General features: G+C 72.7%; 13 protein-coding genes and 1 tRNA gene. 3 read left to right on the plus strand and 11 right to left on the minus strand.

What is annotated here, in order from left to right; all coding sequences use genetic code 11:
* Nucleotide 1 precedes the first annotated feature (1 nt).
* Nucleotides 2-1,051 (plus strand): hypothetical protein, encoded by a 1,050-nt coding sequence (locus HNR13_RS14255; RefSeq protein WP_246312777.1) that lies wholly within the window; start codon nucleotides 2-4, stop codon nucleotides 1,049-1,051.
* Here HNR13_RS14255 and HNR13_RS14260 read toward each other — a convergent pair.
* The 4 genes from HNR13_RS14260 to HNR13_RS14275 all read right to left on the minus strand — a co-directional run bounded on the left by HNR13_RS14260 (nucleotide 1,048) and on the right by HNR13_RS14275 (nucleotide 5,833).
* On the minus strand, nucleotides 1,048-1,929 hold the full coding sequence (locus tag HNR13_RS14260) for a glycosyltransferase (RefSeq protein ID WP_179606777.1): 882 nt from the start codon (nucleotides 1,927-1,929) through the stop codon (nucleotides 1,048-1,050). The two genes, HNR13_RS14255 and HNR13_RS14260, sit on opposite strands and share 4 nt — an antisense overlap.
* Nucleotides 1,922-2,740 (minus strand): CDP-alcohol phosphatidyltransferase family protein, encoded by an 819-nt coding sequence (locus HNR13_RS14265; protein ID WP_179606779.1) that lies wholly within the window; start codon nucleotides 2,738-2,740, stop codon nucleotides 1,922-1,924. Before HNR13_RS14265 ends, HNR13_RS14260 begins: the two co-directional genes overlap by 8 nt.
* A 2-nt stretch (nucleotides 2,741-2,742) precedes the next feature.
* Entirely contained in the window at nucleotides 2,743-3,786 is a 1,044-nt protein-coding gene (locus tag HNR13_RS14270; protein ID WP_179606781.1) for a glycosyltransferase family 2 protein, read from the minus strand.
* Nucleotides 3,787-3,928: 142 nt separating this feature from the next.
* On the minus strand, nucleotides 3,929-5,833 hold the full coding sequence (locus HNR13_RS14275; RefSeq protein ID WP_179606783.1) for a S1C family serine protease: 1,905 nt from the start codon (nucleotides 5,831-5,833) through the stop codon (nucleotides 3,929-3,931).
* A gap of 148 nt (nucleotides 5,834-5,981) precedes the next feature.
* On the opposite strand from HNR13_RS14275, the gene HNR13_RS14280 reads away from it, so the two are divergent.
* Entirely contained in the window at nucleotides 5,982-7,178 is a 1,197-nt protein-coding gene (locus tag HNR13_RS14280; protein ID WP_179606785.1) for a pyridoxal phosphate-dependent aminotransferase, read from the plus strand.
* Nucleotides 7,179-7,197: 19 nt separating this feature from the next.
* Here HNR13_RS14280 and HNR13_RS14285 read toward each other — a convergent pair whose 3' ends face one another.
* From HNR13_RS14285 to HNR13_RS14315, 7 genes are read right to left on the minus strand one after another with little or no spacing between them, the layout of a single operon-like run.
* Complete coding sequence (locus tag HNR13_RS14285; protein ID WP_179606787.1) at nucleotides 7,198-8,004, minus strand: carbon-nitrogen hydrolase family protein; 807 nt, start codon at nucleotides 8,002-8,004, stop codon at nucleotides 7,198-7,200.
* Complete coding sequence (locus HNR13_RS14290; protein WP_179606789.1) at nucleotides 8,001-9,779, minus strand: sensor histidine kinase; 1,779 nt, start codon at nucleotides 9,777-9,779, stop codon at nucleotides 8,001-8,003. The genes HNR13_RS14285 and HNR13_RS14290 overlap by 4 nt, the downstream gene beginning before the upstream one ends.
* Entirely contained in the window at nucleotides 9,776-10,165 is a 390-nt protein-coding gene (locus HNR13_RS14295; RefSeq protein WP_179606791.1) for a response regulator, read from the minus strand. Before HNR13_RS14295 ends, HNR13_RS14290 begins: the two co-directional genes overlap by 4 nt.
* Nucleotides 10,162-10,317, minus strand: a complete 156-nt coding sequence (locus HNR13_RS14300; protein ID WP_179603898.1) for a hypothetical protein — start codon at nucleotides 10,315-10,317, stop codon at nucleotides 10,162-10,164. The genes HNR13_RS14295 and HNR13_RS14300 overlap by 4 nt, the downstream gene beginning before the upstream one ends.
* The gene (locus HNR13_RS14305) at nucleotides 10,314-11,111 is read right to left on the minus strand and encodes a PHP domain-containing protein (protein ID WP_382313454.1); all 798 of its coding nucleotides are present in this window, start codon (nucleotides 11,109-11,111) and stop codon (nucleotides 10,314-10,316) included. The genes HNR13_RS14300 and HNR13_RS14305 overlap by 4 nt, the downstream gene beginning before the upstream one ends.
* A gap of 11 nt (nucleotides 11,112-11,122) precedes the next feature.
* Nucleotides 11,123-12,133: an ATP-grasp domain-containing protein gene (locus tag HNR13_RS14310; protein ID WP_179606793.1), complete on the minus strand. Its 1,011-nt coding sequence runs from the start codon at nucleotides 12,131-12,133 to the stop codon at nucleotides 11,123-11,125.
* Complete coding sequence (locus HNR13_RS14315; RefSeq protein WP_179606795.1) at nucleotides 12,130-13,197, minus strand: response regulator; 1,068 nt, start codon at nucleotides 13,195-13,197, stop codon at nucleotides 12,130-12,132. The genes HNR13_RS14310 and HNR13_RS14315 overlap by 4 nt, the downstream gene beginning before the upstream one ends.
* A gap of 124 nt (nucleotides 13,198-13,321) precedes the next feature.
* On the opposite strand from HNR13_RS14315, the gene HNR13_RS14320 reads away from it, so the two are divergent.
* Nucleotides 13,322-13,398, plus strand: a tRNA-Met gene (locus tag HNR13_RS14320).
* The last annotated feature ends 34 nt before the right edge of the window (nucleotides 13,399-13,432 follow it).

Consider the following 13,432-nt stretch of genomic DNA (forward strand, 5'->3'; position numbering starts at 1 on the left):
GATGACCAAGCGACCCGAGCCCTTCGTCTCCCCGACCGGCGGACCGCCCCGCGGCGGCGAGACCCCGCGCGCCGTCGACGCCACCCTGGATCGTTTCCTCGGCATCCAGCGGCCGGTGGTCCTCGGCCACCTTCGCGGGCTGCGCAAGCGGCACCCGGACGCGACGGCGCTGGAGCTCGCCGGCATCCTGGAACGGCGCTACGTCGCCGCGGTCACCACCGGCGGCGCCGCTGTCGGGGCCACCGCGGTCATCCCCGCCATCGGCACCGGGGTGACCCTCGCACTGTCCGGCCTGGAGACGGCCGGCTTCCTGGAGGCCACCGCGCTGTACGCGCAGTCGCTGAGTGAGCTGCACGGCATCGCCGTGGACGACCCGGCGCGAGCCCGGGCGCTCGTGCTCACGATGATGCTCGGCCGCGAGGGCTCCGACCTCGTCCGGCAGCTCGCCGGCCAGGTGACCGGAGCCGGGGTGACGCGCACCGCCTACTGGGGCGAGCTCGTCACGACCACGCTGCCGTCGATGGTCGTCGGCCCGCTCGTCGACCGGCTCCGGAACGTCTTCATCCGCCAGTTCGCGGTGCGCGGCGGCGCCTCGATCATCGCCAGGGCGATCCCGTTCGGCATCGGCGCGGTGGTGGGAGGCACGGGCAACCACATCCTCGGCCGCCGGGTGGTCATGAACTCCCGCCTGGCCTTCGGTCCGGCGCCCCTCGCCATCCCGGAGGCGCTCGCCCCGGTGGAGGGACCGGGCGCCGTGCGGCGGCTCGGCGCCGGCACCGGCCGCCGCGTCGTCCGGGCCGGAACCGTGCTGCGCAGCGCCCTGCCCGGGCGCATCGTGCGGCGCGGCAAGCCGGGCCGCGGCGCAGCCGAACTCGAGGGACCTGGCGAGCTGGAAGGGCCCGCGTCCCAACACGGGCCTGCCAGGTCGGAGCGGCCCGCCGCGCAGACGGAATCAGCCGCGGCGGAGGAGTCACTCGTTCCCGGCGGAGCGGACGCACCGGACGGCACGGCCCTCCTCGACGCGTCAGCGGACCGCCCGGCCGAGCGCTAGACGATCGGCGGGCGCCCGGCGGCCGTCATGCGCAGCACCGTGCGCCAGCGGATCGGCCGGCGCTCGCCCGGGTCGGTGCGCCAGCCCTCGCGCCAGCCGCCGAACCACGCGCGCAGCACGGCCGGCTTGCGGAACCAGCGCAGCAGCTGGATGCCCGTCCAGGAGCCGACGTAGAGCGGCACCAGCGGCGCGGGCAGGTTGCGGCGCGCCAGCCACACCCGGTTCCGCGCGTTCAGCCGGTAGTAGTAGGAGTGCCGGGTCGGCGAGACGGCCGGGTGCTCGGCGACCAGGTCGCCGGCGTACCAGACGCGCTTGCCCTGGTCCCACACCCGCCAGGCCAGCTCGATGCCCTCGTGCGCGTAGAAGAACGGGTCGGCCCAGCCGCCCGCGCGCTCGAACACGGCGCGCGGGAGGACGATCACGGCCTCCAGCACCGAGAAGACGGCGGACGACCGCTCCGGCTCGCCCTTGCGGATCCGCGGGATCCAGCGCCGCGGCGACGGCTTGCCGTCCCGCGCGCGCAGCCGGGGCTGGATCATGCCGATGCCCGGCTCGCGGCGCAGCAGCGCGATCGCGTCGCTGAGGAACCGCGGCGAGGGGATGTCGGCGTCGTCGTCGAGGAACAGCAGATACTCCCCCGCCACCAGCGGGACGCCGCGGTTGCGGCCGGCCGGGATCCCGAGGTTCTCCGGCAGGGCCAGCGTGCGGACGGCGGCCGGCAGCGGCGGCTGCGACGACGCCGGGTCCCAGCCGTTGCCGACCACGACGATGTCGGTCTCGACGCCCTCCTGGCGGAGCACGGACTCCACGCCCCGGAGCAGGTCGTCGGGCCGGGTGCCCTGGGTGAGCACCACCACGCCGACCCTGGGGTCAGCCACGGACCCGCTTGGACGACATGATCGCGACGAAGTGCCCGATCGCGGCGAGCAGCGCCAGCGGCACCAGGACCGACAGCAGGATGCGGTCCGCGAGCGGGGTGCCGATGAACAGTCCGACGATCGAGAACACGAAGATCAGGATGGTGAGCTCCACCGAGTGGTACAGACGGTGGAAGGGCACGAACTTGGCGGCCTTGCGCAGCCGGGCGACCACGCCGTGCGTCGGCGCGTACGCGGCCTCCGTGTCGGCCAGCTTGGGCAGGCCGGCGCTGGCCCGCGCGACGCGCACCATGTCGTTGAGCGCCTTGTTGAGGACGATGATGAGCGCGAGCAGGGTGCCCAGGTTCGTCCACAGGTAGTCCTGCGGCGCCTCGAACGGGTAGCCGGCGGCGCGGACGCCGAGCGCGATCGCGATCAGCGTCTCGGTCGTGTAGTGCCCGACGTTGTCGAGGAACATCCCGGCCGGGGACGACGTCCCGCGCCAGCGCGCCACCTCGCCGTCGCAGCAGTCCACCAGCATCTGCAGCTGGCCGAGCACGAGCGCGAGCGCCGCTCCGCCGATCCCCGGGATGAGGAGGCTGGCCGCGGTTGCCCAGCCGGTCAGGATCATCAGGCCGGTCACCCCGTTGGCGGAGATGGAGGTCTTGAGCAGGACCCAGGTCAGGTACGGCGACAGTGTGCGCAGGTACAGCGAGGCCGTCCAGTGCTCGGCGTTGCGCCGTCCGCGCACCTCCGGCGGCTGCGCGACCGCCTTGAGCTCCGCGATCGACGAGGGCCGCGCTCCGTGCGCCGCCGGTCCCGCTGCAGTCATGCCTACCTTCCCGTGTGGGCCGTGATGTTCCTGGTGAGGGACAGGTATCCGAGGATGAACCCGATCCCCCAGCTGAAATGGATGCACGGCAAGACTACGAGAAACCAGAGGAACGACGAAAAGCCGTCGCGGCGTCCCCAGACCACGGCCGACGCGATGACGATGAGCAGGTACGCGGCAGGGACGGCGAACGCCCAGAGCAGCCAGGGGGTCGCGCCGAGCGCCGCCTGCAGCACGCCGCCGAGGCCGAGGAGCACGCCGAGGGCGACGCCGAGCACCATCACCGGCGGCGCGAAGTAGCGCAGGCCGTTGGACGCCGGGAACCGGCGCGCGAGCTCGCCGCGCCAGATCCCGGTCGAGAAGAACTGCCGGGCGAGCCGGTAGAGGTTGGGGCGGGGCCGGTAGACGACGTGGAGCCGCGGGGTGAACCAGACGGTCCCCCCGGCCTGGCGGATGCGCCGGTTGAGCTCCCAGTCCTGGCCGCGCTTGATCTCCTCGTCGAAGAGGCCGACCTCCAGGAGCCGGTCGCGGCGGAAGACGCCGAGGTACACCGTCTCGGCCGGGCCGGCCGCGCCGCCGACGTGCAGCTTGGTGCCGCCGAGGCCGATCCGGCTGCCGTAGGCGCGGGCGACCGCGCGCTCGAAGGCGGTGGTGCCCTGCGCGTCCATCAGGCCGCCGACGTTGTCGGCTCCGGTCTCCAGGATCGTCTCCACCGCGACGCGCGCGTAGTCCGGCGGGAGGACGCTGTGCGCGTCGACGCGGATGACCACGGGGTACTGCGACTGGCGGATCGCGAGGTTCAGCCCGGCGGGCGTCGAGCCGATCTCGTTGTCGACGACCCGGATGCGGGAGTCGACGGCCGCGAGCTCCGCGACCAGCTCGGTGGTGCCGTCGATGCTCGGGCCGAGGGCGATGGTGACCTCGAACGGACCGGTGTAGTCCTGCGCCAGGAGGCTGTCGACCGCCGCCCGCACGTGGGTCGCCTCGTTGAGGACGGGCATCACGTAGGAGACACCCGGGAGGGTGTTCACGGTGTCGTCCGGCATCTGATCCATTCGTCGTTCGGGTCGGGCCGAGCTTACCAGCCGGCGCCTGGACGGCTCGTCGGCGGACGGCACCGCGGCTCGTCGGGGGGGAACGCCGGAAGGCCGCCCCGCGGGTGCGGGACGGCCTTCCTGGGGTGTCCGGTCAGTTCGCGGGAAGCGACCCGAGCGTGACCGTGGCGGTCTTGGTCTCTCCGCCGCGGATGTAGGTGATGTCCGCCTTGGCTCCGGCCGGGAGGGCGCGCACCTGGGCGGTCAGGTCCGTGGCGTCGGTGATCGGCAGCCCGTTGAAGTTGACCACGATGTCGCCGGCCTGCAGGCCCGCGCTCGCGGCGGCTCCGCCGGAGGTCACCGACTTGATCGTCGCGCCGACCGTGGTCGCCTTGCTGTCCTGGCTCGCGTCGCCGACCGAGGCCCCGAGGAGGCCGTGGGTGGCCGAGCCCTTCTTGATCAGCTCGTCGGAGATCCGCTTGGCCAGGTTCGACGGGATGGAGAAGCCGACGCCGATGCTGCCGGACTGGCTGCCGGAGGAGCTGCTGCCGCCGGCGCTCGCGATCGCGACGTTGATGCCGATCAGCTCGCCCTTGCTGTTCAGCAGCGCGCCGCCCGAGTTGCCGGGGTTGATCGAGGCGTCCGTCTGGATGACGGGCAGCGAGATGGTGCCCTGGCTGCCGGACTGCGACGAGCCGCCCTGGTTCGGGAAGTCGAAGTTGAACGGGTTCTGCGAGCTGCCGTTGCCGCTGCCGCCGCCGCTGCCGTTCGAGCCGTCGCTGGACTTCGGCGCCGCGGAGGACGCGATGCTGATCGACCGGTTCAGCGCGCTCACGATGCCGTCGGTGACGGTGCCGGAGAGGCCGAGCGGGGCGCCGATCGCGATCGTGGTGTCGCCCACGTTCAGCTTGCTGGAGTCGGCCCAGTTCATCGGGGTCATCCCGCTGGCGCCGTCGAGCTTGATGACCGCGAGGTCGGTGGTCGGGTCGGTGCCGACGATCTTGGCGGTGTAGATCTTGCCGTTGTTGTCGGTGACGCTGATGCTCACGTTGGCCGCGGCGCCGTCGAGGGTGACGACGTGGGTGTTGGTGAGGATGTAGCCGTCGGAGGTGAGCACGATGCCGGAGCCGGTGCCGCCCTCGCTGGAGGCGGAGACGGAGATGGTGACGACGCTCGGCGACGCCTTCGCGGCGACCGCGGTGACGGTGGTCGCGTTGTTGGTGTCGTTGACCGTGATGTTCTGCGGCCCGGAGACGGTCTTGATCGTCGCGTTGCTGCCGGTGGCCGAGTAGAGGCCGATGCCGGCGCCCGCGCCGGCGATGCCGCCGATGAGCGCGCCGATGGCGAGCGTGGCGATGATCAGGCCGGTGTTGCGCTTGCGGGGCGCCTTCTCGCCGGCGCCGGGAGCGGTGGCGTACGCCTGCTGGTGCGCGCCCGGCTGGTTCGCGCCCTGCTGGTTCGCGCCCTGCTGGTTCGCGTAGGGGGCCTGCGCGTAGGCGGACGGCTGGCCGAACGCGCCGTTGCCGTAGTTCGGCTGCGGGTGCGGCTGCGCGCCGGCGACGGGCTGGCCGTACGGCTGCTGCGGGGCGACCGGCTGGGTCGGCTGCGTGTTGTTCGCGATGGGGATCGGACCCTGCGGCGCGACCGGCTGCTGGGGAACGGTCGGCTGCTGCACGGTGGGCTGCTGCGCCGTGGGCTGCTGCACGGTCGGCTGCTGCGCCGTCGGCTGCTCGGCGGTGGGCTGAGCCGCTGGAGCGGTCCAGCCGTGGTCGGCGGTCGGGGCGGCGGGCTGCTGTGCGTTGGGCTGGGGGGCGGCGGGCTGCGGGGCAGCGGGCTGCTCGGCGGCGGCCGGGGCCGGCGTCACGGGAGCCTGCGCTGCCGGAGCCTGCTCCGCGGGGGCCTGCTCGGCCGGAGCCTGCGCCGTGGGAGCCTGCGCCGCCGGGGCCGGGGCCTCGGTGGGAGTTTCGGCGGGGCGGGCCGCGCCGGCATCCACGACCGCGTCGGTGTCGGCGTCGTTCTGGGGCTTCGCGGGCTCCGGGGTGATCGGGGTGTCGGTCATGGTGAGGTGCTCCTTCCAAGCACTAGACAGCTTGGGATGCCAACCTGAGCGTTCTATTTGCGGGTCCTGTGGGCGACCTTCCGCCTCCCGATGACTCCTCCCAACGTAACGAATGGATGCGGTGGGAGCGAGGCCCTAGGTTGGTTCCATGACGGTTTCGGGCGCATGGAAGGCCGCGGCCCGCGGCGCGGGACTGCTCGGCGCGGACGGCGCGGTCCGGCCGACGATCTTCGCGGAGATGAGCGCCCTCGCGGTGCGCACGGGCGCGATCAACCTCGGTCAGGGCTTCCCCGACGAGGACGGCCCGGCCGCGGTTCTCGACGCCGCCGTGGACGCCATCCGGGCCGGCGTCAACCAGTACCCGCCCGGCATCGGCGTCCCCGAGCTGCGGCACGCCGTCGCCGACCACCAGAGCCGCTTCTACGGACTGGAGGTCGACCCCGACCGCGAGGTGCTCGTCACCGCCGGCGCGACGGAGGCCATCGCCGCCGCCCTGCTCGCCCTGCTCGAGCCGGGCGACGAGGTCGTCACCTTCGAGCCGTTCTACGACGAGTACGGCGCCGTGATCGCCCTCGCCGGCGGCGTGCACCGCACCGTCCCGCTGGAGCCGCCGGCGTTCCGGCCCGACCTCGACCGGCTGCGGGCCACGGTGACCGACCGCACCAGGGTCATCCTCGTGAACACGCCGCACAACCCGACCGGCGCCGTTCTCGACCGCCCGACCCTGGAGGCGATCGTCGAGCTCGCCCACCGGCACGACGCCCTCATCGTCACCGACGAGGTCTACGAGCACCTCACCTTCGGGCCGCAGCACATCCCGATCGCCACGCTGCCCGGGGCGTGGGAGCGGACGGTCACCGTCTCCTCCGGCGGCAAGACCTTCAACACCACCGGCTGGAAGGTCGGCTGGCTCACCGCGCCCGCGGAGCTGGTGACGGCGATCCTCGCTGTGAAGCAGTTCCTCACCTACGTCAACGGCGCGCCGTTCCAGCCCGCCATCGCCGCCGGGCTCGCCCTGCCGACGGAGTTCTTCACCGGCATCGCGGCCGCGCTCGCGCACAAGCGCGATGTGCTGTCCGCAGGCCTGCGCGCCGCCGGGTTCGACGTCCACCGCAGCGACGGCACCTACTTCGTCGTCGCGGACGCCGCCCCGCTCGGCCACCCGGACGCCGTCGAGTTCTGCCGCCGGCTGCCCGAGCTCGCCGGGGTCGTCGCGGTGCCGCTCTCCGCCTTCTGCCGCGGCGAGTACGCCGAGCGCACGGCGTCGCTGGTCCGGTTCGCGTTCTGCAAGCGCGTCGAGGTGCTGGAGGACGCCGCGTCGCGGCTGGCGACGCTGGGCTCCTGACGCCTCCTGCGCGGGACGCTCAGTCGAGCGGCTCGACCCGGTAGCGCCGCAGCTTCAGCGCCGGGTTGCGCCGGCGCACCTCCTGCACGCGCTCGGAGGACGCCTCGGCGACGGCCACCCCGGAGGTCTCCCCGAGGCCCGCGATCACGACGCCCATCGGGTCGATGACCGCGCTCGCGCCCACGCCGATCGGCGGGGTGTGGTCGGCGGCGGCGACGTAGAGGGTGTTCTCGATCGCGCGCGCCGCCAGCAGCGTCGACCAGTGGTGCTCCTTGAGCGGGCCGCGCACCCACTCCGCCGGGACGGCGACCAGTTCGGCGCCGGCGTCGGCGAGCCGGCGGGTGACCTCCGGGAAGCGCAGGTCGTAGCAGGTCTGCATCCCGACGCGCAGGCCGTCGACCTCGAACACCTCCGGCGTGGCGAGGTCGCCCGCCACCACCCAGTCGGACTCGGTCGAGCCGAAGGCGTCGTAGAGGTGCTGCTTGCGGTACTGGGCGAGCGTCGTGCCGTCGGGGCCGACCGCGACGAGCGTGTTGGCGAACTTGTCGCGGATGCCGGTGCGCTCGACGAGCCCGGCGATGACGAAGACGTCGTGGTCCCGCGCGGCGGCCTGCAACGACTGCACGAACTCGCCGTCGAGCGGTTCGGCGTTGCGGGCGAAGGACGGCCCGAGCGGGTCGGTGAAGTAGGAGGAGTACTCCGGGAAGACGACCAGCCGGGCTCCGCGGGCCGCGGCCACCGCGATCAGCGCGGCGACGACGTCCCGGTTGTGCACGCGGTCGTCGCCCGGGGTGAACTGGGCGACGGCGACGCCGACGCCGGTCATGCCGTCGTCTCCGCCCCCGGCACCGCCTCGGCGACGGGACGCGGGGTCTCCAGCGGCAGCCGCAGGCTGAACGACGTGCCGACGCCCTCCTCGCTGGCGATGTCGAGCCGGCCGCCGTGCGCCGTGACGATCGCCTTGGTGATCGTCAGGCCGAGCCCCACTCCGGGGACGGCGTTGCGCGTCGCGGTGGACGCGCGGAAGAAGCGCTGCGACAGCTGGCTGAGCTCGACGGCGGGGATGCCGATGCCGGTGTCGGTCACCGCGACCACCGCCTCGTCGCCGTCGCGGCGGAGCGAGACTGTGACGGTGCCGCCCGCGGGCGTGAACTTGAGCGCGTTCGACACGAGGTTGTCCACCGCCTGGCCGAGACGCACGGTGTCGCCGCGGACCTCGACCGGCTCGTCCGGCACGTCGGAGACCAGCGCGACGCCGGCCGTCGCGGCCACCGGGGTCGCCGTCTCGATCGAGGCGGCGACGACCGAGCGGAGCTCGGCGTCCGTGATGTCGATCGGGAACCGCCCGGATTCGACCTGCGCCGTGAAGAGCAGGTCGCCGACCAGCCGCAGCAGCCGGTGCGCGTTGCGCTCGGCCACGCCGAGGTACTGCAGCTGCTCGGCCGACAGCGGCGACTCGTCGTCGTCCCGCATCAGCTCCAGGTAGCCGAGGATCGAGCTGAGCGGCGTGCGCAGCTCGTGCGAGATCAGGCCGACGAACTCGTCCTTCAGCCGGGCGAACTCCCGCGCCTGCGTCATGTCGGTCGCGACGAAGATGAAGCCGACCCGGTGGCCGTTCTCGTCCAGGCGGGGCGTCGCGGCGACCTGGACGGGGACCTGCTTGCCGTCGGCGCGCACGTACGTCCAGTCGCGGACGTCGGCGTAGCCGGCGCGCACGGTGTCCACGAGGGCGGAGAAGTCGTCCATCCCCGCCACCGTCGTGAAGCGGGCGTCCATGTCGCGCAGCCGGTCCTCGAGCTCGCTCACCAGGTGGAACTCGATGACCTTGCGGTTCGCGCCGAGGACCTGCTTCTCGGTCAGCCCGAGCATCTTCTCGGCGCCCGGGTTCCAGACGTCGATCACCCCGTCGAGGTCGGTGCCGATGACCGACTGCTCCGTGACCGCGTTCCAGATGCTCTGGATCAGGCGGTTCGCCGTCTTCAGACGTGCCTCGTTGAGCACCAGTTCGTCCTGCGTGCGCACGGCCTGCTCGAGCAGTTCCTCGCGCTGCTGGGCGGCCGCGCGCGTAGCCGCGAGCTGCGCCCGCGACCGGTGCGCGATCTCGTTGACGACGGCGGCGACGATGGCGTAGATGACCGGCGAGAAGAAGGCGCGGATGAGGTCGGCCGGGCTGGTCGGGGTGTGGGCGACGACGATCGGGCCGAGGAGGACGAGGAAGATCCCGAGCGCCGCGATGACGATGTTGCGCCGGCCCTCCTCCGTCGCGATCCAGACGAACGGCAGCAGCAGGATGACGCCGATGGACGAGGTCGAGCCGCCGGTGCCGATCCGCATCAGGCCGATCGACATCATCGCCACGAGCGGGACGATCACCGACCAGCCCGCGCCGAACCGCGTCCACGGCACCAGCGTCGCCAGCAGCACCGCGCCGACCATCACCGTGACCGAGAACCCGACGAAGAGCGGGATGTGGTCGGCCACCACCCCCGGGATGAGCGAGAGCCCCAGCGCGATCACGAAGCCGACCAGGGTCGGGATCAGCTTCACGAAGACCGAGGGCGATTCGAGGGGGATGCGGCTGAGCCAGCGGTCGAGCGTCATGCGGGCTCTCCCAGTCCGAGCATCGAGCGGATGCGGTCGGAGAGCACCCGCGGGCTGAACGGCTTGATGATGAAGCTGTCGGAGCGGTTCGCTACGACACCGTGGTCCGTCAGGAGCTGCACGGACGCCGACACCATGAGGATGAGCGTGTCCTTCGTCAGCGCGTCGCCGCGGATCGCCTCGGCGACCTCCACCCCGTTGAGCCCCGGCATCGAGATGTCGAGCACTGCCAGGTCGACGCCGCCCTCGTTGACGGCGTCGAGCGCCGCCTGGCCGTTGTCGACGGCGGCCGCGATCTCGACGCCGGCCCGGTTGGCGGCGATGACCATGAGCCCGCGGATGTCGGCGTCGTCGTCGGCGATCACGACCCGCTTCGCGCCGCTCACGGGAAGAACACCAGCCTCACGACGGCGATGGCCGCGATGACCAGGAGGGCGATGCCGCCGTAGAGCGGGAGGCGCAGCTCCCACCTGCGGTTGCGGTCGAGCTCGCGCTGCAGCTCCTCGCGCTGCACACGCGTCAGGTCGACGGGGCTCATCCCTGCTCCTCCTCCGCGCCGTCCTCCGCCGTGTTCTCCAGTTCGACGGCGTCGAGCACGGCCGCCACGCGGTCGTAGCGGCCCACGTCGGCGGCGTCGTGACTGTCGGTGGAGGCAACGATACGCGCTCCGGCGACCCGGAGCGCGCGCACGGCGGGGACCCCGGGGCAGGCCCACTTCTCGTTGACCTCCACGATGGTGCCGGTGGCGGCGGCGGCCGCGGCCCAGGCGGCGAGCCGGTCGGCGCCGAGCTGTTCCTCGGCGAGGCCGATCTTCGGGAGGATGGAGAACCAGTGCGCGAGCTGCGCGTGCGGGGTCCGCTCCATCGCCCGGACGCTCGCCTCGATCAGCAGGTCGAGGGCGTCGTCGGCGGACAGGCCGTTCGCGAGCCGTTCCCTGGTGGCCTCCGGCGACCACGGGCCGTCCGTGCCGGGGAACTGGTGGTCGCCGATGACGACGGCGTCGACGCCGCCCGGGCCGACGATCAGGTCGGCGGGGGTGTCGACCGCGCCGGAGACGTCCAGGAGCTTGGCCTCGACGCCGGTGAGGACGGTGAGGCCGTCCGGGACCGGTTCGGCCGCGACCGCCGCGACGAACTCCGGCACCCACGCGGTCGAGGCGCGCACGTGGTCGGTCAGCCGCACGGTGCGCAGGCCCGCGCGCCGCGCCGCCGCGATGTTCTCCGCGACCGTGCTCCTGGCGTCGTCCGAGAAGGTGGAGTGGACGTGGAAGTCGCCGTCCAGCAGCCGCCGGAGTCCGGTCGCGCCGTGTGCTGTCGCGCCCGGTTCCGTCACTCCCGGTGCCGTCACTCCCCTGGCCCCTCGGCGTGCGCCGCGTGCTCGGACACCAGCACGTCGCCCGGCGCGAGGAAGACGTCCTCCAGGTAGCGCACGTTCGCCAGCTCGGCGAAGTCGACGGCGGAGGGCACCGGGCGGCCGAGAACCAGGTCGAGCAGCAGGGAGGGCATGTCGACGCCGGCCGCAATCGTCAGCGGCATGGCGCCGGGGAAGCGCGGGTTGACCTCCAGCAGGGCAGGCACGCCGTCGCTGCTGTACCGGAGCTGCACGTTGGCCACCCCGGTGAGGCCGATGGCGCGCGCCACGTCGGCCGCCGTGTCGGACAGCTCCGCCCGGCGGACGGTGCGGCCGGCGATCGAGACGCCGGAGTCGACGCGCTCCCGCGAGCGCGGCACGGCGGCGATCACGTTCCCGTCGAGGCCGGCGAGCACGTCGACCGAGAACTCCTCACCCGGGAGGTTCTCCTGGATGATGACGCTCCGGTCCTCGCCCAGCGCCTCCAGGGCCGCACGGTCGGCGATGAGCCGGACGCCGCGCGAGCCCGCGCCGCTGCGCGGCTTGACGATCACCGGGAACACCCACTCGGCGCCGACGCCGTCGCGGTCGAGCAGCCGGGTCTCCGGGATGCGCGCTTTTCCGGCGACCGCCTGCGCGAGCCGGTACTTGTCCAGGCAGGTCACGAGCGTCTCGTGGCTCGGCGCCGCAAGGGCCGTTCCGGCGGCCGCCAGCTCGTCGCGGCGCGCGGCCAGCCCGGGCAGCTCCACGTCCACCGTCGAGAACAGCACGTCGACGCGGTCGGCGGCGCACAGCGCGATCACGTCGTCCACGAACGTGGGCGACTTCCCGGGCGGTACGATCCGCCGCGCGCTCTCCGGCACCAGGTAGAGACCGCTCGCCCAGCCGTCCATGTCGGCCGCGAACACCTCGACGTCCTGGCGCTTGAGCAGCGAGCGGATGACCGCGATCCCGGCGGGCCCGCCCGCTCCGGTGACGAGGACGCGGGTGGTGCTGGCGGTCATTGCTGGTCCCTCCGGATCCGGGCGTCGGTGTGGATGCTCGCGGCAGGCACGGAGATGTCCGCGGTGTCGCGCATCACCTCCAGCGGCTCGCAGTTCGTGCCGCCGCCGAACCGCGACCAGTAGCGCGCGGTGGCGAGCACGAAGTCGTGCTCGAGGTAGGCGCGCTGCTCGGTCTGCGACCGGAAGCAGTCGATCAGGCGCAGCTTCGCCTCGGTGAAGCCGTCGATCGGGACGAAGCGCGTCGGGCGGAAGTCGATGGTCGCCGACGGGCTCTGGAAGCAGCACACCGTGCGCACGTTGCGCGTCGCGACGTTGACGGCGGCGTGCACCGCGCGATGGTCCTGATGCCGGTCGTGCGCCGAGTGCGTGTAGACGATGTCGGGCTGGACCTCGGCGACGACCCGCTCGATGATGCTCACGGTCGGGTCGGCCGCGGAGATGCGGGTGTCCTCGAGGTCCTCCAGGAACAGCCGGGCGCCGAGCAGCTCGGCCGCCGCCAGCGACTCGTGCTGGCGGTCGTCGGCGTCGCCGCCGCGGGCGCCGCGCGACAGGGTGAGGATGACGACCTGGTTCCCGGCGTCGCGGTGCGCGGACAGGATGCCGCCGACGCCGATCTCGACGTCGTCCGGGTGCGCACCGATCGCGAGGACGACCTGCTGCTGGCTGGCCGCGCGCTTCAGCCTGCCCTCCTCGGCGAGCCGGCCGACGATGGCGACCAGCTCGGAGGACGCGATCGGCTTGGTGAGGAACTCGTCCGCCTGGGCGCGGAGCGCCGAGACGGCGTAGTCGACCGAGACGTGCGCGGTCATCACGACGACCGGCATCCCGGGGTGCTTACTGCGGAGCTCGCGGAGGAGGTCGATGCCGGAGATGCCCGGCATCTCGATGTCGGTGATGACCACATCCGGGTCGAAGGCGGCGATCGTGTCGAGGGCGATGGACGGGTCGGTGACGGCGACCACCTGGGCGTCCGCACGCTTCTCGAGCACCGTCTTCATGTAGAACGCGACGTCGGGATCGTCCTCGATCACGCACACGCGGTACTTCTGAGCAGAGTTCGCCATACGCCCTTCTCCCGATTCCTGGCTCGACTCTAGTGGGACGGCCGGTCTAGGCGCCCATCGGACGCGCCCGGGCCGCAGCCGATTTCGCGGCGGCCCATCGGCGTGATAGAGTCATTTCTTGTGCCGCGGGGTGGAGCAGCTCGGTAGCTCGCTGGGCTCATAACCCAGAGGTCGTAGGTTCAAATCCTGCCCCCGCAACCAACTGGCCCGGACTTGAGGAGAAATCCCCAGGTCC

It is taken from the genome of Leifsonia shinshuensis, assembly GCF_013410375.1.
Lineage (GTDB): Bacteria > Actinomycetota > Actinomycetes > Actinomycetales > Microbacteriaceae > Leifsonia > Leifsonia shinshuensis.